This window comes from Actinoplanes sp. NPDC051346, from assembly GCF_040682215.1.
GTDB lineage: Bacteria > Actinomycetota > Actinomycetes > Mycobacteriales > Micromonosporaceae > Actinoplanes.
This window is the reverse complement of the sequence record NZ_JBFBAJ010000010.1, coordinates 162,975-183,001: the sequence shown is the minus strand read 5'-3', so window position 1 is coordinate 183,001 and position 20,027 is coordinate 162,975. Positions and strand designations below refer to the sequence as shown.

12 protein-coding genes and 2 pseudogenes are annotated in these 20,027 nt (G+C 66.6%); 6 read left to right on the top strand and 8 right to left on the bottom strand.

Annotated elements, in window-relative coordinates:
* Nucleotides 1-467 precede the first annotated feature (467 nt).
* The 3 genes and pseudogenes from kstD to AB0M36_RS24780 all read left to right on the top strand — a co-directional run.
* Nucleotides 468-2,159, top strand: a complete 1,692-nt coding sequence (gene kstD / locus AB0M36_RS24790) for a 3-oxosteroid 1-dehydrogenase (protein ID WP_364161618.1) — start codon at nucleotides 468-470, stop codon at nucleotides 2,157-2,159.
* Between the two features lie 79 nt (nucleotides 2,160-2,238).
* Nucleotides 2,239-3,876: a GMC oxidoreductase gene (locus AB0M36_RS24785; protein WP_364161348.1), complete on the top strand. Its 1,638-nt coding sequence runs from the start codon at nucleotides 2,239-2,241 to the stop codon at nucleotides 3,874-3,876.
* Between the two features lie 354 nt (nucleotides 3,877-4,230).
* A pseudogene (locus AB0M36_RS24780) lies at nucleotides 4,231-4,815 on the top strand (putative Ig domain-containing protein); the annotation flags it as partial.
* Here AB0M36_RS24780 and AB0M36_RS24775 read toward each other — a convergent pair.
* Entirely contained in the window at nucleotides 4,806-4,946 is a 141-nt protein-coding gene (locus AB0M36_RS24775) for a hypothetical protein (protein ID WP_364161647.1), read from the bottom strand. The pseudogene AB0M36_RS24780 and the gene AB0M36_RS24775 sit on opposite strands and share 10 nt — an antisense overlap.
* On the opposite strand from AB0M36_RS24775, the gene AB0M36_RS24770 reads away from it, so the two are divergent.
* Nucleotides 4,945-12,312, top strand: coding sequence for a putative Ig domain-containing protein (locus AB0M36_RS24770; protein WP_364161615.1), 7,368 nt, complete (start codon nucleotides 4,945-4,947; stop codon nucleotides 12,310-12,312). The genes AB0M36_RS24775 and AB0M36_RS24770 overlap by 2 nt on opposite strands.
* A gap of 838 nt (nucleotides 12,313-13,150) precedes the next feature.
* Here AB0M36_RS24770 and AB0M36_RS24765 read toward each other — a convergent pair.
* The 4 genes and pseudogenes from AB0M36_RS24765 to AB0M36_RS24750 all read right to left on the bottom strand — a co-directional run bounded on the left by AB0M36_RS24765 (nucleotide 13,151) and on the right by AB0M36_RS24750 (nucleotide 14,506).
* Nucleotides 13,151-13,567: a hypothetical protein gene (locus AB0M36_RS24765; protein ID WP_364161346.1), complete on the bottom strand. Its 417-nt coding sequence runs from the start codon at nucleotides 13,565-13,567 to the stop codon at nucleotides 13,151-13,153.
* 29 nt (nucleotides 13,568-13,596) lie between these two features.
* Nucleotides 13,597-13,773: a helix-turn-helix domain-containing protein gene (locus AB0M36_RS24760; protein WP_364161344.1), complete on the bottom strand. Its 177-nt coding sequence runs from the start codon at nucleotides 13,771-13,773 to the stop codon at nucleotides 13,597-13,599.
* A gap of 75 nt (nucleotides 13,774-13,848) precedes the next feature.
* Nucleotides 13,849-14,070: pseudogene (locus AB0M36_RS24755) on the bottom strand (transposase); the annotation flags it as partial.
* Between the two features lie 64 nt (nucleotides 14,071-14,134).
* Nucleotides 14,135-14,506, bottom strand: a complete 372-nt coding sequence (locus AB0M36_RS24750; RefSeq protein WP_364161612.1) for a transposase family protein — start codon at nucleotides 14,504-14,506, stop codon at nucleotides 14,135-14,137.
* 238 nt (nucleotides 14,507-14,744) lie between these two features.
* Here AB0M36_RS24750 and AB0M36_RS24745 point away from each other — a divergent pair, with 238 nt between their 5' ends.
* Complete coding sequence (locus AB0M36_RS24745) at nucleotides 14,745-15,233, top strand: DUF6334 family protein (RefSeq protein WP_364161342.1); 489 nt, start codon at nucleotides 14,745-14,747, stop codon at nucleotides 15,231-15,233.
* Nucleotides 15,234-15,427: 194 nt separating this feature from the next.
* Nucleotides 15,428-16,933: an ISL3 family transposase gene (locus AB0M36_RS24740; protein ID WP_364161340.1), complete on the top strand. Its 1,506-nt coding sequence runs from the start codon at nucleotides 15,428-15,430 to the stop codon at nucleotides 16,931-16,933.
* Between the two features lie 13 nt (nucleotides 16,934-16,946).
* Here AB0M36_RS24740 and AB0M36_RS24735 read toward each other — a convergent pair whose 3' ends face one another.
* The 3 genes from AB0M36_RS24735 to AB0M36_RS24725 form a co-directional block, all read right to left on the bottom strand.
* Nucleotides 16,947-17,132 carry a hypothetical protein gene (locus AB0M36_RS24735; RefSeq protein WP_364161338.1) on the bottom strand — a complete coding sequence of 62 codons (186 nt, stop codon included), beginning with the start codon at nucleotides 17,130-17,132 and terminating at the stop codon, nucleotides 16,947-16,949.
* A gap of 383 nt (nucleotides 17,133-17,515) precedes the next feature.
* Nucleotides 17,516-18,025: a hypothetical protein gene (locus tag AB0M36_RS24730; protein WP_364161336.1), complete on the bottom strand. Its 510-nt coding sequence runs from the start codon at nucleotides 18,023-18,025 to the stop codon at nucleotides 17,516-17,518.
* 1,108 nt (nucleotides 18,026-19,133) lie between these two features.
* Nucleotides 19,134-19,913, bottom strand: a complete 780-nt coding sequence (locus AB0M36_RS24725; protein WP_364161334.1) for a hypothetical protein — start codon at nucleotides 19,911-19,913, stop codon at nucleotides 19,134-19,136.
* Nucleotides 19,914-20,027: the final 114 nt, after the last annotated feature.

Genomic DNA, 20,027 nt, shown 5'->3' with positions numbered 1-20,027 from the left:
TCGCTCCTGATCCAGGATCACTCACAGTAGCGGGGGTCTGCGCCGCCCGCCCTGGGGCAAACGGGTTGATAGGCCCGGCTATCTGGATGATCCGTCGTCTTCCTGCTGCAGGATGCATTAAGGGTCGCGAGGGCGTGTCAACCCGCCCCGGGTCGCGTCCGACCCGCACCCTCCACATACCCGAGGGCTCAAAGCATCAGCAGGTCCGTACCGAAGACCAGCTCGTTGCGACGATCAAGGCCCGGATTGACCGAGATTCTGTATCACGTTCCTGTTAAAGATTTCAATTGACAACAGGCTGTTTCCTGCCAATAGTAGAACGCGTTACAGCAGCTGAGCTACCGTCGCGGAGGTGTCGCACCGCGACATCGAGACATGCGCGTAAGCCTGTCCTCCAAGGAGCTCCGATGTCCTCAACCCTCAGCCGGCGCCAGATTCTCGCGGGCGCCGCCGCCATCGGCACCGGCATGGCCGTTGGGCCCGTCACCCTCGGCCGCGCCGCGCGGGCCGCTCAACAGTTCGACGTCGTGGTCGTCGGCTGCGGCGCCGCCGGGATGACCGCGGCGCTGCGCCTGGCCAAGCGTGGCCTCAGCGTCGTCGTCGTGGAGAAGGCGCCAACGTTCGGCGGGTCCGCGGCGCGGTCGGGCGCCGGGATCTGGATTCCCAACAACGAGATCATTCTCGCCGCCGGGGTTCCCGACACGCCCGCCAAGGCGGCGACCTACCTCGCCGCGGTGGTGGACGGCGACGTTCCGACCGCCAAGCAGCAGGCGTTCCTCGACAACGGCCCGCCGATGATCTCGTTCGTGATGGGCAACAGCCCGCTGCGGTTCCGGTTCATGGAGGGCTACCCCGACTACTATCCCGAGTTCGCCGGCGGTATGCCGCAGGGTCGTTCGATCGAGCCGGATCTGTTCGACGGCAAGCTGCTGGGTGCGGAGCTCAGCCATCTCAACCCGGCGTACATGCCGACGCCTCCCGGTGTCTCGGTTTTCAGCGCCGATTACAAGTGGCTCGTGCTGTCCCTGGTCAATGCCCGGGGATTCGCCGTCGCGGCCGAGTGCGTCGCGCGGTACGCCGCGGCCGTCCTGCACGGACAGACTCCACTCACGATGGGGCAGGCACTGGCGGCCGGGCTGCGCGCGGGCCTTGCCGGCGCGGGCGTACCCGTCTGGTTGAACGCTCCGTTCGAGGATCTGCGGTTCGACGCGAACGGCCGGGTCACCGGTGTCGTCGTCACCCGCGACGGCTCCTCGACCGTGATCGGCGCGAACCGCGCGGTCATCGTGGCCGCCGGCGGGTTCGAGCACAACCTCGCCATGCGGCTCGCCTACCAGCGGGAGCCGATCGGCACCGAGTGGACGGTCGGCGCCAAGGAGAACACCGGCGACGGCATCCGGGCCGGGCTGCGCGCCGGTGCCGCCACGGACTTTCTCGACGACTCGTGGTGGGGTCCGGCCATCCCGCTGCCCGGCGAGCCGTACTTCTGCCTGGCCGAACGGACTCTGCCCGGCAGCCTCATGGTCAACAGCGCCGGTCTGCGGTTCGTCAACGAGGCGGCGCCCTACAGCGACGTCGTCCATGTCATGTACGACAAGAACGGCATCACGCCGGACATCCCGGCGTGGCTGATCTTCGATCAGAATTACCGCAACAGGTATCTCTTCGGGGATATCGCCCCGCTCCTGCCGTTCCCCGATTCCTGGTACGACGCCGGAGCCGTCTACCGCTCCTCGACCCTCGGGGGGCTGGCCGACAAGATCGGCGTCCCGGCGAGCGCGCTGTCCGCCACCGTCTCCCGGTTCAACGGGTTCGCGCGGACCGGGCGGGACACCGACTTCCACCGCGGCGACAGCGCCTACGACCACTACTACACGGATCCCGCGGTCCGTCCGAACTCCTGCCTCGCGCCGCTGTGGCTGCCGCCGTACTACGCCTGCAAGATCGTCCCGGGTGATCTCGGGACCAAGGGCGGCCTGCGCACCGACGCCCGTGCCCGGGTGTTGCACGCCAGCGGCTCGGTCATTCCCGGCCTGTACGCGGCCGGCAATTCCAGCGCCGCGGTCATGGGGCACAGCTACGCCGGTGCGGGCTCCACCATCGGTCCGGCGATGACCTTCGGGTACATCGCCGCCAACGACATCGCCGACGGCGCCTGACCCTGCCCGCCGCTCGCCGGGGTCGCCTCCGGCGAGCGGCCGCACGATCACACCGCCCGGCGACGTGGGAAGGAACACGATGTACCACCATCCCTCGCCCCGGTCCCGGGCGGTCTCGCGTCGCGGTCTGCTCAAGAGTGGCGCGGCGGCGGCTGTCCTCGGCGCGTTCGGGGGGACGCCCCTTGCCCGGGCCTCGGCGGCCGGCGCCACTCTCGCCGACGGCGACCATGTCCCCGCTCTTGTCATCGGCAGCGGCTACGGCGGCGCGGTCACCGCGCTGCGGTTGACCCAGGCCGGCATCGCCACCAGTGTCGTCGAGATGGGGATGGCCTGGAACACCCCCGGCCCGGACGGCAAAGTCTTCTGCAACATGCTTCGCCCGGACCAGCGTTCGTACTGGCTGCGCACCTCGACCGACCAGCCCCTCGGCTACTTCCTCGGCATCCCGGCCAACAAGCCGATCGGCAAGTACACGGGAGTGCTCGACTCCGAGCGCTTCGCCGGCATCCGCGTCTACCAGGGTCGGGGCGTCGGCGGCGGCTCGCTCGTCAACGGCGGCATGGCGGTGCAGCCCCGGCGCGGCTACTTCGAGGAGGTGCTCCCGTCCGTCGACGCCAAGGCGATGTATGACACCTACTTCCCACGCGCAAACGCCGCCCTCGGCGTCAACTACATCGACCCGGCGTGGTTCGAGGCGGCGGAGTGCTACCGGTTCGCGCGGCTCAGCCGAAACCAGGCCCACGAGTCCGGATACCGCACCACGCTCCTCCCCAACGTCTACGACTTCACCTACATGGAGCGGGAACAGGCCAACACCGTCCCCCGGTCGGCCCTGGCCAGCGAGGTCATCTACGGCAACAACTACGGCAAACGTACGCTGGACCAGACCTACCTGGCGGCCGCGGCGGCGACCGGGCGGCTCTCCGTGACCAGCCAGCACGTCGTCACCGCCGTCAAACCGGCCCCCGCCGGCGGCTACGCCGTGACGATGACGCAGATCGGCACCGGCGGCGAACCGGTGACCACCAAGACGGTCCGCGCCGACCGCGTTTTCTTCGCCGCCGGAAGCATCGGCACCAGCAAACTCCTGGTCGCGATGAAGGCGGCCGGCGCGCTGTCCGGCCTGCCCGACGCGGTCGGTCAGGGCTGGGGCAACAACGGTAACGTCATGGTCGGCCGGGCCAACCACGTCTGGGACACCACCGGCGCCCTGCAGGCCAGCATGCCCGCCATGGGCATCGACAACTGGGCCGACCCCGCCGGACCGGTCTTCGCGGAGATCGCGCCCTTCCCCACCGGCGTCGAGCTGTGGGTCAGCCTGTACCTCGCCATCACCAAGAATCCCCAGCGCGCCAAGTTCGTCTTCAACACCGGCACCGGAGCCGTCGACCTCACCTGGCAGACCGCCCAGAACCAGCCCGCCATCGACGCCGCGAAACGCGTCTTCGACGCCATCAACGCGAGACAACTCACGGTCTATCGCCGCGACCTGTTCGGCGTCGGCAAAATCTGGGGCGACGACTTCACCTATCACCCGCTCGGCGGCTGCATCCTCAACCAGGCGACCGACAACTACGGCCGGCTGCCCGGCTTCCCCGGGCTCTACGTCATGGACGGCTCGCTCATCCCGGGCAACATCGGCGTCAACCCGTTCGTCACCATCACCGCCCTTGCCGAACGCAATATCGAAAAAATCATCACCACAGACCTTTCCTGAGCGTACGAAGCCAGCGAACAAAACGGCGCGGCGGCCACGAAGGGCAGCGCCGCCGCGCCTGCCCCGCTGATGATGCGACGCCTTTGTTCGCGGAACTTGAGAATTTCTGGCGAGACATTGAATACGTACAGCCTGATGACAGGCTCGGCCGCCGCCTCGCGGGGTTGCTGTGACACGAGGTGCGCCATGGTACGGCGCATCCATGCCGTGATCAGCCGATCGGGCAACGGATTCCACCCCCGCACGTCGGCTGCACGCCGGTGCGGGGGATCCGTATCCCGCTGATTGCATCTTCTGGGCTAATGCCGCAAATCCGTACCTTTTGGTGATCTGACGGTTGTCGAAGGGTTGCAGATGCGGCAGGAACCTCGCACGTTCGCGGTGCTGGCGAGTCGACGCACGGACTGGCGCTCACGCCGGTTCGTGACGCTGACGTTGGCGTTGGTGCTTGCCGTGCTGGCCCCGCTCATCGCGGTACCCCCCGCCTCCGCTGCCGGGACCGTCGTGGTGACCAACCCATACGGTCAGGCCGCACCGACCGGCATTGCCTACACCAAGGCGCTGACCGCGACCGGTGGCACCGCCCCGTACACGTGGTCGGCGACGGGACTGCCGCCCGGCCTGGCGCTCAACGCCACCACCGGCGTGCTGTCCGGCACCCCCACCACCGCGGGCAACTACTCGACGAAGGTGACCGCCACCGACACCACCGGCACCGCCGGCATGGTGTCGTTCGGCTTCGCCACCGGCGTGATCGTCACCTACCCGAGCAACCGGGGCAGCAACACCGGCACCCCGATCGCACCGCTGGCCATCAAGGCCGCCGGCGGCACGAGCCCGTATGCGTGGACCGCGACCGGCCTGCCGCCGGGTTTGAGCATCGACCCGGCCACCGGTGTCATCACCGGCACCCCGAGCACCGCGGGCGCCTACCCGGTGCAGGTGACCGCGACCGACACCGTCAAGACCTCCGGCGCGACCGGCTTCACCTGGACCATCGCCACCGGCCCCACCGTCACCGACCCCGGAACCGTGCACGCCACCACCGGCGTCGCCCTGACGACAACCATGACCGCCACCGGCGGCAAGGCCCCGTACTGGTGGGCGGCCACCGGTCTGCCCACCGGCCTGTCCATCAAGTCGAGCACCGGTGTCATCTCCGGCACCCCCACCGCCGCGGCTACCGGGCCGGTGCTGGTTACCGCCACCGACGCCGCGAACATCGCCACCACCATCACGATCCCGTTCACCGTGGCTACCCCTGTGACGGTGACCGACCCCGGTACCCGCGCCGACGCCACCGGCACCCCCACCTCGCTGACCCTCGCCGCCAACGGCGGCGTCGCCCCCTACACCTGGGCGGCCACCGGCCTGCCCGCCGGCCTGTCCCTCAACACCACGACCGGGGTCATCACCGGCACCCCCACCACCGTGGCCGCCAACACCGTCACGGTGACCGCGACCGACACCGGCGCGCGCACCCACACGACCACGTTCACGTGGACCATCACCCCGCCGATTGTGGTGACCAATCCGTATGGCCAGGTCGGCCCGACCGGCGTCGCCTACTCCAAGACCCTGACCGCGAACGGTGGCACCACCCCGTACCGGTGGGCCGCCACCGGCCTGCCCGCCGGCCTCACCCTCGACCCGGCCACCGGCGTCATTGCCGGCACCCCGACGACCGCCGGGAACCACACCGTCAAGGTGACCGTCACCGACAAGCACGGCCTCACCGGCAACCTCACGTTCAGCTTCGCGACCGGGGTCATCGTCACCTTCCCGGGCAGCCGCGGCAGCGGCACCGGCATGCCGATCGCACCGATGACGATCAAAGCCGCCGGCGGCACCGGCACCTACACCTGGACCGCCACCAACCTACCGCCGGGCCTGACCGTCGACCCGGCCACCGGGGTCATCACCGGCACCCCCACCACCAACGGCGTCTACTCGGCGATCGTCACCGCCACCGACACCACCGGCACCTCCGGCGCGACCGGATTCACCTGGACCATCGCCGCCGCCCCCGAACTGACCAACCCCGGCCCGGTGCACGTCACCACCAACGTCGCCGTCTCCCAGCAGCTGACCGCCACCGGCGGCAAAGCCCCCTACACCTGGACCGCCACCGGCCTGCCCGCCGGACTGTCCATCAAGTCCAGCACCGGCCTCATCACCGGCACCGTCACCAGCGCGACCACCACCTCGGTGACGGTCACCGTCACCGACGCCCTGAAGATCACCAATACGGTTAACTTCCCTCTCACGGTGGCCATTCCCGTCCAGGTCAATGCCCCTGACACCCAGACTGATCCAGTCGGCAACACGGCGTCTGTCGCCATCACTGCCACCGGTGGCACCGCCCCGTACGCCTGGACCGCAAGCGGTCTGCCCGCCGGCCTGAGCATCGACCCGGCGACCGGCACCGTCACCGGCACCCCGACCACCGTGGCCACCAGCACGGTCACCGTCACCGCCACCGACAGCGGCAGACGCACCCACGCAGCCACCTTCACCTGGAAGATCGTCGAGGCGCTGAGCGTCCAAACCCCGGACACGGTGGACGCCACCGCCGGAATCGACATCGAAGTCACCGCGAAGGCGTCCGGTGGCGCCGCCCCGTACACCTGGACAGCCACGGGCCTGCCTGCCGGCGTTACCGTCATCAAAACCACCGGCACGATCACCGGCGTCCCCACCACGGCCGGCGACTTCACGGCCACACTGACCGTCACCGACGCCGACGGCCACACCAGCCCCAAGACCGTCGGCTGGCACGTCGCGCAGGCCTTGGCCGTCATCGATCCTGGAGCGCAGAGCGGCACGACCGGCGAGGCAGTGACCTTGACCGTCGTAGCCGGCGGCGGTACCTCCCCCTACACGTGGATGGCGACCGGTCTGCCGGCCGGACTGGCTATCAACCCAACTAGCGGCGTGATCAACGGGATACCGACCTCGGTAACGGCCACCACGGTCACCGTCACCGTCACCGACGCTAACAGCCGTACCAGCACGGTCCACGTCTCGTGGAACGTCGCCGAGCCGCTGATCGCGACCGATCCGGGCGCGCAGCACACCACCGTAGGGGCTGCCGTGTCGCTGGACTTGTCGGCACGGGGCGGCTATGCACCGTACACCTGGACCGTCACCGGTCTCCCTGACGGACTCGCCGTCGACGTAGCCACCGGAGAAATCACGGGCACCCCCACCACAGCCGGAACAACGACCACGACGGCGACCGTCTCCGGCAGGATGGGATACACCGCCGAGGTGTCCTTCGCCTGGATCATTCTCGCTGGGACCGCTGCGGTGGTCGTCGACGATCCTGGCACTAAGTACGCGCAGACCAAATATTACGTTTATGAACCTTTTGTAGCTCGTGGTGGCAGCGCGCCGTACACATGGACCGCCACCGGCCTCCCACTCGGCCTGGCCATCGATACCGCCACCGGCGAGATTACCGGGCGAGCTCCGGAAACTCCGCAGGTAGCCCAGGTCAGCGTTGAAGCCACCGACGCCGCCGGACTCACCAACGACATCTCGTTCACCTGGCATATCGTGCCGCAGTTCTCGATCCACAATCCCGGCGCCCAATCCACCGTGCAGGACACGCCGGTGTCCATCGAGCTCACCGCCAACGGCGGCAAGGGTGACTACACCTGGTCCTCCGTCGGACTCCCGCCCGGCCTGACGCTCGATGCCACGACCGGCAGGATCACCGGCCGGCCAACTACCGTCGGTACCGCCTGGGTGGTGGCGACCGTCGCGGACCCCGGGGCAGCCGACCCGGAAGCTGCTTGGTTCACGTGGGATGTCACCTCCAACAGCGGTGCAGAGCCGATCACAGTCTCCCCTCTCTACGGCTGGACGTCGTACCGGCTCGTCACCGACTTGCCGCAGCTCAGCGCTGAAGGGGGCACCGCCCCGTACACCTGGACCGCGACCGGCTTGCCTGACGGCCTTGCCATCGACGCCAGCACTGGCGTGATCACGGGCGCACCGACCACCTTGGGCACCAACACAACCACGGTGATCGCAACGGACGCCGAGGGACGCAACGGAAGCCACACATTCGGCTGGTCCGTCGAAGAGCGCGGGCTACCCTTCGCCCCAAGGATCTCCTCCTACACGCATCCGCTGAAGGAACAGTCCTACTTGGAGACCACCTTCACCGCGCGATGGTGGGAGGAATGGCTGGTTGACGGCTACAGCCTCGTCGTGGACCAGAGTGCCACCACCGTGCCCGACGACACCGTCGACACCACCACGCCCAGTTACACCACCGTCAAGACCGACGGCACCTGGTATCTGCACGTCCGCGCACACACCGCCACCGGTTGGGGCGAGGCCAGCCATTACCAGTTCACCATCGACACCACCCTGCTGAAAGGTCCGCCCACCGACGTGACCGCCACGGCGGTCGATTCCCAAACCATCGACCTCAGCTGGTCCGAGGTACCGAACGCCGCCGACTACGGCGTCTACCGCAACGGCGAGCTCGTCGCCAAGACCGGCGGCTCCACCACCTTCACCGACCGGCAACTCGACAACGCCACCACGTACTCGTACCAGGTCTTTGCAATCGACGCCGCAGGCACGGAATCAGACCTCGGCGACACCGTCACAGCCACGACGGTCGCCGCGCCGACGAACACCGTCAACTACGCCCGCTGCACCGGCATCGGCGCCGTCTGCGGCTACACCGCAAGTGTCCCCGCCGACCAGGCACACCCCGACGCCGGCGGTATCTCGTTGACCGACGGCGTGCACGGCACGCTCCTCTACGGACCCGCCTGGCAAGGCCGCAACGGAGTCGGCGACTACTCGTTCACAGTCGACCTCGGCGTGAGCCGTTCCATCACCGAGATCAGCACCACCTGGATGCAGATAAAGAACGACGGCCTATTCCTGCCCGCCAACGTCTCCTATGAGATCTCGGAGAACGGGCAGGACTACACCACCGTCGCCTCGATCGACCGGCCCCACGTCTCGGACTCCAACCGAATCAACACCTACCGCGCCATCGCACTCGACCACGCCGCCCGCTACGTCAGAGCCAAGATCGCCGGCGGCAGCGCGTGGACCATGACCGACGAATTCGAAGTGCGCGGCATCCCAGAGACAGGGCGGCCGGTCATGACCGCCGTCAACGTCCAAAACGAGATCGGGCAGCCCGCGAACGCGAGCGTCGCCCTCAGCGGCGGCACCGGCCCCTACACCTGGACCGCCACCGGGCTACCAGACGGCGTCACCATCGACGCGACCACCGGCGTCATCACGGGTATCAGCACCACGCCCACACGCTCCACTGTCACAGTTTCCGTCACCGACGGTTTCGGCAGGTCAGCTACCGCCGCCTTCACTTGGATGACCTACCGAAGCGCCCCAACGACCCCAGTGATGGACGCCGGACGATTCTCCTCGACCGCGCTGTCCGACAACACCCTCAAAACCCGGGACATCGTCGTGATCGGCAATGGTGCTTTCACTCTCGCTGAGGAACAGGACCGCTGGCGATACACCATTATGAGGATCGACAGAACAAGTGGTGCGGTAACCCGGATCACCAACATCGTCTGGGGACATACCGCCAGGCTGATCGGCACTGACGGCACGGACCTTTACGTGGTCGACGACTACAACCTGCACCGCGTCGATCCCCGCACTGGAACGGCCACCAAGGTCATCACGGATTATTCGGCGCTGCCGGACAGGTATTACAGCACAGGAACCATCCTCGGCCACTTTGCTTTCCTCAACACCAAGCTGGGTTTCGCGCGGGTGAATCTGACCAACGGCGAGGTCACCAAAATCGCTCCAATCCAGGCGGAAATCAATTTCGCGGTCGACGCCGATGCGAAATGGAGCATCCGCGGCTACACCCTCTACCGGACCGACCTAGCGACCGGCACGGAATCCACGGTTGCTACCGAACTACCGATGTACACCTCGCCCACCAATATCCTCTCCGTCGGCGACTACCTCTACATCACGACCAACAACTCGCTAACGGGTGATGCCTCGCATCTCATGCGAATCCGCAAATCCGACGGCGACCTCCGCCTTATCGCGAGTGGGCCACTCGGCGGCAACGGAACCAACTGGCTCTACAATGCCACCGGCATCACCACCGACGGCGATGCGCTGGTGATCGTCGACCGTAGCGAGCACGGAGCCTGGCTGCGTAACGTCACTGCAGCAACCCCTCACACCTTTGCGGCGCCGGCCTCCACGCCGGACATCACCACGGGCGAGGTCACGACGATTGTCTCCGCCCCGTCGGACTTCGCGCCCAACGGAGCGGCAATCATCGGCAACAACGCGTTCATCGCCGACCGCCAGACAATCAAGAAGGTCGACCTTAATACCGGAACCGTTACCCTCCTTGCCGGCGAGGCTGAGCGGGGCTGCGTCGATGGCCCGTCAGGATCAATAGCTGGATTCTTCGTGGACGACAGGTGGGACCATAACCGGAGTCCAATGGTCATCAAGGTGATCGGCACCGACGGGACATACGTCTATGTCTCCGACGCATGTGGAATCCGCCGGGTTGATCCGAACACCGGCGCCACCGCCACCATGCCCGGCGGCGGGGGCGGATGGGAAAGCTCCACCATCGCCGGCAACTTCCTCTACACCACCGACTACTACGCCGGTCTTGTCAAAGTCGACCTCACCAGCGGCAAATCCCGGATCATATCGTCCGCCAGGCTCGGAGGAGGGATCGCCGCAGACGACCAAGCAGTCTGGAATGTCAAGTCAGGCGCGCTGTATCGCGTCGACGTAAACACCGGCGTCGAAACGTCCGTCGGTCCGGTCAAGATCCGCAACTCCCCGGTCGCCATGCTGTCCGTTGGCGACTACCTCTACGCCACCACCTACAGCTACCTGACCGGTGGCTCCACGGTCGTCGTCCGCATCTCGAAGGCGACGGGAGCGGTCACCGAAGTCGCCGGACACACCTTCCAACACAAGCCTGGCGACCCCGAATGGGGGCACATCATTGGCGAAAAAGTGGGCCAAAGCGACGGCGAAGGCCGCTCAGCCCGCTTCGAGAACATCACAGGCATCACCACCGACGGCAACGATCTATACATCACCGAGGCCGCCTCGTACCTATACCAGAGCGCGTCCTACGACTGGAGCCACGTGGGCAGCGTACGCCGGGTACGCGGCGCCATACCAACAGCCGGCACCGACCCCGGCCAGGCCGCCGACTGGTGGAAGAAACTCAACCCGGTGCAGCGCGACAACGCCATCAACGACCACCCCGCCCGCATCGGCTGGCTCGACGGCGTACCGACCATCGACCGCGACCGAGCCAACTGGGTCACCCTCGTAAGAGAGGAGGCACGGCTACGCCCACTGTTCCAACAACTGGCGGACCGCCTGTCCGACATGCGTGACATGCGTGAGCAGGGTCGGATCGCGGAGCTGTACCCCGAGGCTGCCAACCCGGTCCTCGAGTATGAGGTCGAGTTCAAAGACAAGGACGAACGTTGGCAGGACACCAACCAGAAACTGGGAGGTATCCACGACATCCGGGCGGCGTTCGGCGTCGGCGGAAGCGAGGCCACGCCGCCGGCTGACCGTCCATGCGTGGGCGTGGAAAGCGAGTCGTCCTGCTACCTGGTCGGCTTCTCGACGCAGCTGAGTGGCAGAGTGATCGTCTCCGTCGGTAACCCTGACGTCGCCGACAACGTCGTCACCTACGTCCCCGGAACTTTTGCGGGTTTGAATGAGGACCAGGACGAGGCCATCCTCCGAGCGGGACGCATGACCGCCGATGCTGCGAACAAGTCCCTGAAGACGACCGCGGCACTGTTGTGGCAGGGCTACGACGCGCCACAGAGCCTCCCGAAGGCGTCACTACCCGGTTACGCCCAGGACGCCGCGCCGCTCCTCCGCCGGTTCCTCGATGGGCTGCGCGTCACCCACACGTCCGGGCGAGCATCTGTCACGTTGATGGGACACAGCTACGGCACCGTCGTCGTCGGGAGGGCAGCAGCCGCAACCGCCCTCAGCGAGGTACTTCCCGAGAGTGTCAACGCCGACCGCATCATCGTCGTTGCAAGCCCCGGTACGACCGTCGACGGGGCCGACGACCTCCGCCTGACCGGATACCACTCCTCCCGGGGACGCGTGTGGGCAACCACGGCCAGCAACGATACGATCCGCGTGGTCTCCGGCCTGGTGCACGGGCGCGACCCGACGCATCTGGACTACAAGGCTCGCGTCTTTGCAAGCGCACCGGGCGGCGAAAACGCGCACAGCGAATACTGGAATCCACGCAATCCGTCGAGAGACAGTTTCGCCTTGATCAGCGTCGGTCTTGCGGACTGTCCATCGGCCGGCCCGGGCGGTGGCATAGTGTCGCCCGATCTTGGCGATACTTGGGACCCGGACGGCGCCAACTGCCAGGTCAAGTTCGACTGACGTCCCGTCATGCGGACGGTCCGTGCCGGGCCTTCGGGCTCGGCAACGGACTGCGCTTTGCCTGAAGGATGGCCGGCCCACACCCGGCGCGCCAACCAGCAGCAGCAGATTATGCATGCCAGCATGACAAGGTCGCCTTCCATGTGAGCGTCTGCAGGTTGCCGGAATATCGCACACAAACCGACCCAATGCACTGCCCTGTCGTTGTACGGACGGTGCCATCACCGCTGTCGAGCCATTCGCTCGCAGGAATTGGGCACCGTTCGTCGAAATACCGCACATGGATCAAGGTCCGACTAGGCTCGACGCAATGACGCAGCCACCCACACCTACCGACGCGCAGGGACAAAGCCCCCCGTCCCATGCCGCCGCAGTAGCAGCCACGGTCGGACTGGCAGCTCTGGCCTGCTGCTCGGCAACAATCTGGCGAGGAGTTCTCACCCTCGGCACCAACTGTCCTGCCGACAGCGAACGATCTACATGCCAGCCTGACCAGTACCAAATTAGCGAGTGGGCACCCCTGTCGGGGGCCTCCATCGGGTTGGCAATAGCGATCACCGGATGCTGGATCTGGCCGAGACGCCATCGTGCCGCCTGGCTGACGATCGGTTACGTCGCGGCGATAGGTGGATTCATCATTGGCTATCCTCAGCAGTAACACATGTGCATGGGCACAAGATCACGTCGCGTAAGCCAGCTCCCTGGTGGCGATCACCGTGTGCTTATCTTGAGTGTTGATCCTCGGACACCAACGTGTGGCACTGGTGCCACGTATACAGCTACTTGATACACGTTGCTTCCGTACTCGCGACGCGGCCGTGGGCCGCCTTTGACGTCGCTACGCTGAGCTTTCTGCGTCCCCATGTGGTGGGGTGGCTCCGTTGACCGCCGGTGGTGAGGCCGCTGGTCCGTCGCGTCCGGCCGGCAGGGTATGGATCCAGTCGGCGAGAAGGTGGCCGTTCCGGCGGGTCATGATCTCGCCGAAGGAGCGGACGAGGTCCACGGCGGTACGCAGTTCAGGGCAGCGTTCGAGGACGGCGCGCAGGCTGGCGGTGTCTTTCTCGGAGACGTTGTCGGGGTGCCGGCAGATCCAGCCGGTGACCTGCCGTGGCGACAATGGTCGTTGCATGATTCGTAGGTCAGGGCGGGCGCGGTGCTGTTCGATGAAGGCCCGGACGATGCCGTAGCCGCCGGTGAATCCTTGAGCGGTGACTTCACGGTGTAGCAGGCTGGCTTTGAGGCAGCCGCTGTCCACGCGCTTGATCAGGTAGGGCTTGAACGGGTTTAGCAGGCTCGGGCGCTGTTCTGCACGGTCATGAGTTCCTGCCACGTGGCGGCGTGGGCGTAGCGGGAGACGGTGTTGTGGCTCCACCCCAGATGGCGGGCGATCTGCCGGAAGCCAGCGCCCTGCGCGATCAGCTCGTGGACTAGGGCATGGTGCGCCTGGCGGCGTTGTGCCATCGCGCCGGCCGGCTTCGGGCCTATTTCGGCATCACCGTCAGCGGGGCCGCCGGGCTGTTCGATCAGGCAGGCTCGGTGTCGTCTCGCTAGGCGATCGACAGCGGTAGCGAGGTTCTGCCAGAGGTGGAACCGGTCAGCGACCTGCACCGCATCAGGCGCTGCGGTCTTGGCCGCCTCGGCATAGGCGCTCGCCCTGTCGCGGCAGATGACCGCCGGAGTCTCGTGACCGTGCAGCCATGCGGTGAGCGGCGCCGCGCCACGCCCGGGAGCAGATCGATCACTCGCCGGGACTCGCAGTCGACCAGGACGGTGCCATCGTTCTGACCTCGCCGGATGGCGAAGTCATCGACTCCCAGAACCGTCACCGGCCTAAGTGCTGGGTCAGGAAGTGCCCTGACCAGCCGCAGGAGACTGTTTCGGCTCGTCCGGATCCCGACCTTCGCGGCCAGCCGGACTCCCGCGCGCGGCCGGCCAGTGCCAGCCCGATCGACGTCAATGTCATCCGTAACGGCTCGCTGCGGCGAGTCCGTCGACGCGTCAGCCCTTCGACCTGCTCGGCGAACGTCTTCGACTCACAGGCGACGTTGTCGCAGAAGAACCTGCGAACCGTCAGGCGCAGCTTCACCAGCTGACCTGCGATCGGAAGATCGGCCAACAGCCGCTGATACCGCGAGTGAACCCGCTCTGACCAAGCCGAACACCGAGAGCACCGTGATCTCGATCCCCGAACCACCGCACACAGACGGACACCGCCGACAGCCTCCGTGATGCCCTCGACCGTCACTTGCTCAAGATGCGGCAGCAGTTTGCCGACGACCTCGTCACACCGTTTCTCAACGACCGATCATGACGAACGTCGATCGCCCATGTAGGGCGGGGCTGAGGAAGAACACTGCTTGTTGACCATGAAGGAGGCGCGGCGACGCCGGAATGACCTTATCGTGAATCTCCGTAGATGCCATTATGATCTTGTGACACGTGACCAGTCTTTTCCGGTGCCATCCACGTTGACCGATCTGGCCGAGATCGTGCACGTCAACTACCTGGACGACCCTTCCTGGCTTGTAGCGGTTCAATTCCGGTTCAGCGAGGGATACCTCCAGGTAGAGGTTAATCCAGATGATGACACCGTCGAGGTCTCCTTCGATCCGCTACATCGGCCGCCGCTCCGCCACTGGGCGTCAGAGTCGGTGTCCAGCTCGATGAACAGCCACTATGCCAACCTCCTCGGCAGCAACTCCGACTGGCAGTGGCTGCTTCGTAACCAGCAACAATACGAGGATGCGTTCCAGATCGAACTAGGCCCGGCCGCTTCAACCACGACGTTTCAGTACCTCGCTATGGCCTCGCACCTATATCTCCGCCACGTCACCGACACAGAAGAGTCACCAACGGCACCGAATCTTCCCCGCATCGAGAACGGCGAGACCTCTCCGGCACCCGACCTCACCGACATCTGACGCCCGCACTTTCGAGATGTTCCGAGCGCGCCCTCCTGAACGCTAAGCAAGATCAATCACGATAGAGGGGACAGAACCGAGAACGGGGTTCTGGCGCGAACTGTGTGATGGACGCCCGACGATGAGTCGTTGTCCGGCTGTGTGACGCCGTCGAGCATCTGCTCCCTCATCTGGCCGACATCGAGATCGAAGAGATGCGCTCCGATGCCGCTGTGCTCCTCACAGCCGCCGTGCGTAGTGGCGTGGGGTCATGTCCTGCATGCTCGAAGTCGTCGTCCCGAGTCCATTCGCGCTACCGACGGACGTTGACCGATGCGCCGACAGCCGGACGGCCGGTAAGGATCCTGCTGAAAGTGCGACGGTTCTTCTGCGACAACCCGCAGTGCCGGAGGAAGACCTTCGTCGAGCAGGTCGACGGGCTGACTCGCCGCTGGTCACGTGTGACCGAAGGGCTTCGGCGGATGTTCACGGCGATCGGACTCGCGCTTGCTGGACGGGCGGGTGCCCGGCTGGCCACCTCTCTGGGCATGCTGACCGGCCGCGATCGGCTCCTTCGGCTGGTCCGCGCGTTACCTGATCCGCCTGTCAGTGACGTCGCGGTGCTCGGCGTCGATGACTTCGCGATCAAGCGTGGCCACAACTACGGCACTGTGCTGATCGACTGCCAGTCGCGCAAGGTCGTAGACGTGCTGGTCGGGCGGGACGCCGAACCGGTGACGGATTGGCTGCAGAAACGCTCAAGCCCAGCGGTGATCTGCCGGGACCGGGCTACCGCATACGCGGAGGCGGCCCGGACTGCGGCGCCGGACGCGGTGCAGGTCGCGGACCGATTTCACCTCTGGCAGAACCTGGCCAGGGCCGTGGAGAAGGCCGTCGCCCGGCATAAGAGCTGCCTCAGCGAACCTGCGGAGACGGCGACCGGTGAGTCCGCCGAGGCGGAGGCTCCCGAGCCGACCGGGGCGATGGCCGAACGCCGCCAAGCCCATCACGCCCTGGTCCACGAACTTCTCGCGCAGGGTGCCGGGTTCCGGCAGATCGCCCGGCATCTCGGCTGGTCACACCACACGGTCTCGAAATACGCCTATGCCGCCACGTGGCAGGAACTGATCGTCGGGCAGAAGCCGCGGCCAAGCCTGGTGGACCCGTTCAAGCCCTACCTAGCGCGCCGAATCGGCGAAGGATGCCTCAACGCCAGCACCCTTTTTCGAGAGATCACCGCGCAGGGCTTCACCGGGAGCTACCCGATCGTCCGCAAGTTCATCGAGCAATACCGCAGCAGGCCCGACCTCGCCAGAGTGCGCCGGCCGCCGTCAGTGCGGCAGGTGACTGGATGGATCTGCCGGCACCCGGACAATCTCGTCAGCCGCGACACCGAGCAGCTCCAGAAAGTCCTGGACCGCTGCCCAGAGCTTCGATCCGCCGTCAATCTCGTCCGCTCCTTCGCCGACATGATGACTCACCGACAAGGCGAACGTCTCACCGCGTGGATCGCTGCAGCCGAACTGGCCGCGCTGCCCGGCATTAGCCGGTTCGCCACCGGCCTGACCGCCGACCTCGCCGCGGTCACCGCAGGGCTGAGCCTTGCGTTCAGCTCCGGACCGGTCGAAGGCAACGTCAACCGCATCAAAATGATCAAACGGCAGATGTACGGCCGAGCCGGATTCGACCTACTTCGAAAAAGGATCCTGCTGGCCTCGTGATCGAGGCGTCCGATCAGTCGCCGCAGAACCACAGGTACAGATGCTGACCCTCCATGACCACGGTCGAGAACCGGCGGACCTCGGCACGAGCGGGTTCAGGCATCAGGTGGGCCGGGAGCTGCTCCAGCTCTGCCAGCAGCAGGGGGATCTGGCGCTGGTTGAAGACGGTATCGAGGTAGGCGCAGAGTCCGGCAAGCATCGGAAAACGCCGCAGGATCGAGATCGATAAGCCCTTGGGTCCACTCGAAACCCTGGGAGCTCGCCACGATCTGGCCAGACTCGCTACGCACCTGAAGGTCGATCACTACGCCACGGTAGCGGCACCCACCCGCACAAGATCAATCACGGTATTCGCGCCAGAACCGAGAACGGGAGCCAGATGTTCGTCACTGTCGGCGCCACCACGCCGGCCGGTCCCGCGCGAGTGTTCGGGAGAACGAGCGCCACTTGTTGACCATGGCCGGAGCCCAGTCGAGGTCACGTCATGGTCATTCAGTAACTCGCTGTAGATGGTCGCTACGATGATGGATGGCGGCTCGGTGCACATTTCTAGCCGATGTGAGGGCACGCTCATCGCGAGGCTCAGCACAGATCCCGTCTAATTCCCTCAGCCCAATTTCGCCCATCAACCGGCGGTATCGCGACGGTCGTCTCCTTGCCGTCGACCAGGATGTCCATCTCGTTATGACTGATCATCGGGGCGTCGCAAGCGACTCGTCCGGCGATCGCCAGCTGTGCAGGCTCCTCGGAGCCGAGCGTCACCGGCGTCCGAGCCGCCGTCTCGAGCGCGTCGCCGGCTGGCGCCTGCGAGTCGTAGTGACCCGGCAGCACTGCCACTACCAGCCGGCCGAACCCGGGGTATTCCGGCGTCGCCGCCGCCTGCACCTGCACCGGGACGTGGTTGAAGTTCGTCAGCTCGACCTGGAGCACAAAGTCTTTGGTGACAGGACTCGTCTGGTAGGCGTATCCGGTTCCGGTCTTCACCAGGCTGGCCACGATCGACGCCGACGGTGCCGGCGTAGGGTCTCCGGCCCGGTTGCGACGGCGCACCTCGCTGACGGCGATCACGACCAGCAGAGTCACCACGAGCACGCCGATCACGAGCCGGCCGCGGCGCCCGGTGAAGAATCCACCGGGCGACTCGCCAGTCGGGCCGTTCTCAAGAATGTCCGTAATGTTCGCAATTTAGCAACGCCTACCGCCTCGCGCTGCTCATACCCACGACGTCAGGCGAATAGGTTCAGCGCACAGGCGGCATGCTCTTGTGCCCGCAGACGACACGCGCGTCCGGCTTGCCGCGCTCGTTACCGAGCGTGAGCGGCGCGCGGGTTCGGCAATGGCTTCTGTCTCGGCTGGGGTGAGCGCGACGCCGTCTGGTCGGTTGGGGAACAGGTCGGGCTCTGGTCCGGCCAGGCTGAGCCGTCCCGGTGACCATCCGGCCATCATCGACAGCCACGGGTCGGCGCCGACCGCCGTGAGGATTCGCGTTGTCGAAGCGACCGGCGTGTACCGCGGCCCACAGGGGCGACCGGCCTTCTGCGAGGACATCGACATGCCGGGCAGCCGCGGCCAGCATTTCCATGACCTCAGGGCAGGCGTACGCGGCCGCGGAATGCAGCATGGGCTGACCGAGGTGGGACAGCGCACAAGGGTCCGACCCGGCGGCGACAACAGTCCAGTGAACGCCCACCCCGCCTGCTCCCGCACCACTCGCGCATCCCGCTGCTCCGTCGTCCCAGCTCCGCCGGCCGTCGCCCAGACTCCGTCCGCAGCTGCCGACATCTGGTCGCGGACGTCGTAGACCGCACGCTCCGCCTCGCCGCCCAGCAACCGGCCCGCGCGCAGCGCCGCGATGTCGTCGCGCACCGCCGGCTCACCGTCGAGTCCGGCGGTGCGAGCCAATTCCTCCAGCGGCCAGCCCAGCGCCTCCCGCCGCTGCGAATCGGGCGCCAACCGCAGAGCGGAGTCGGTGTCCGCGTCCACCAACCGAGACGGCGAGGACGGGTCATCCGGTATCGGCGGCGCCACCCAGCACGTACTGCGGGCTATCGAACCACTCTTCGCTCAGCACAACGCCGGTACGCCGCTCGGTGAAGGCCACTCTGCGGCAGCCCGAGAGCGTCCCGGACCTTCTTGAGATCCGTCACGCTCTGAAGGCTTGAGTCGGCGAATGGCGGTACGGGCGGTCCATCGGCCGCCGTCATGGGCGGGGATCGCGTGCAGCCGGCGACGGCTGGTCGGCTCGAGCGGGCCCACGCCAGCCGACTATGCCTGCAATAAGGAGCAGAAGGGCTGTCATCTCTACCAATGTCGTCACCGCGAGGACCGGCTGCATCATCGCCAGCGTGGGCGTGATGGCGTGCCAACTGAACAAGGCAGTGCGATCCCCGGCATAGAGCGGTAGCGGCACCGCGCCAAGGCTCGCATCCACACTGGGCAGCACGGACACGGCCAGCAGGAACGCACCGGCCGCGGCCAGCCGCCGACCGTGACCGGCCAGCACTACGACCAGCGCCACCGCGGTCAGCCCGAGCACGAGCGGCGGCAGCACCGCAAGGATCACGGCGGTCACCGTGTCGGTCACGTCGATGATGCTCCGAGACTGCACGTGCCTGGCCCGGACCTCGAGCCAGATGTCGATGACGCGAACCACCGCGTACCCGGTCACCGAAAAGCCCGCGAGTACCGCAGCCGCGATCAGCGGCCGCCGGCGGCGCTCGCCGCCGTGCCGCCAGGCCAGCAGAAACAGCGCCACCGCGGCCAGCGGTGCCCAGCAGGCGGAAAGGGCAGACTCGAACCCGGACGGCATGTCGACGCCGGCATCCGATGGCTGCAGCACCCAGACGTAGCCGGAATGACCGGGCCCGCCGGCCGGCAGCGTCCACACTGCATCCACCAGCAACGCCGCGAGGGCGGCCGGGATCGTCCATCGCGGAGCCGGCAATCCGCGCACCAAGGCGAAGGTGAGAAGCAGACCCACGCTCGCCACCTCGGCGTAACGCCATACCGGGACAGCAAGCAGAACGCCCGCGGCATGCACCGCGGCGCATACCGCAGCAGCAGGCAGGAGAAACCGCCAAGAAGGCACGGATCG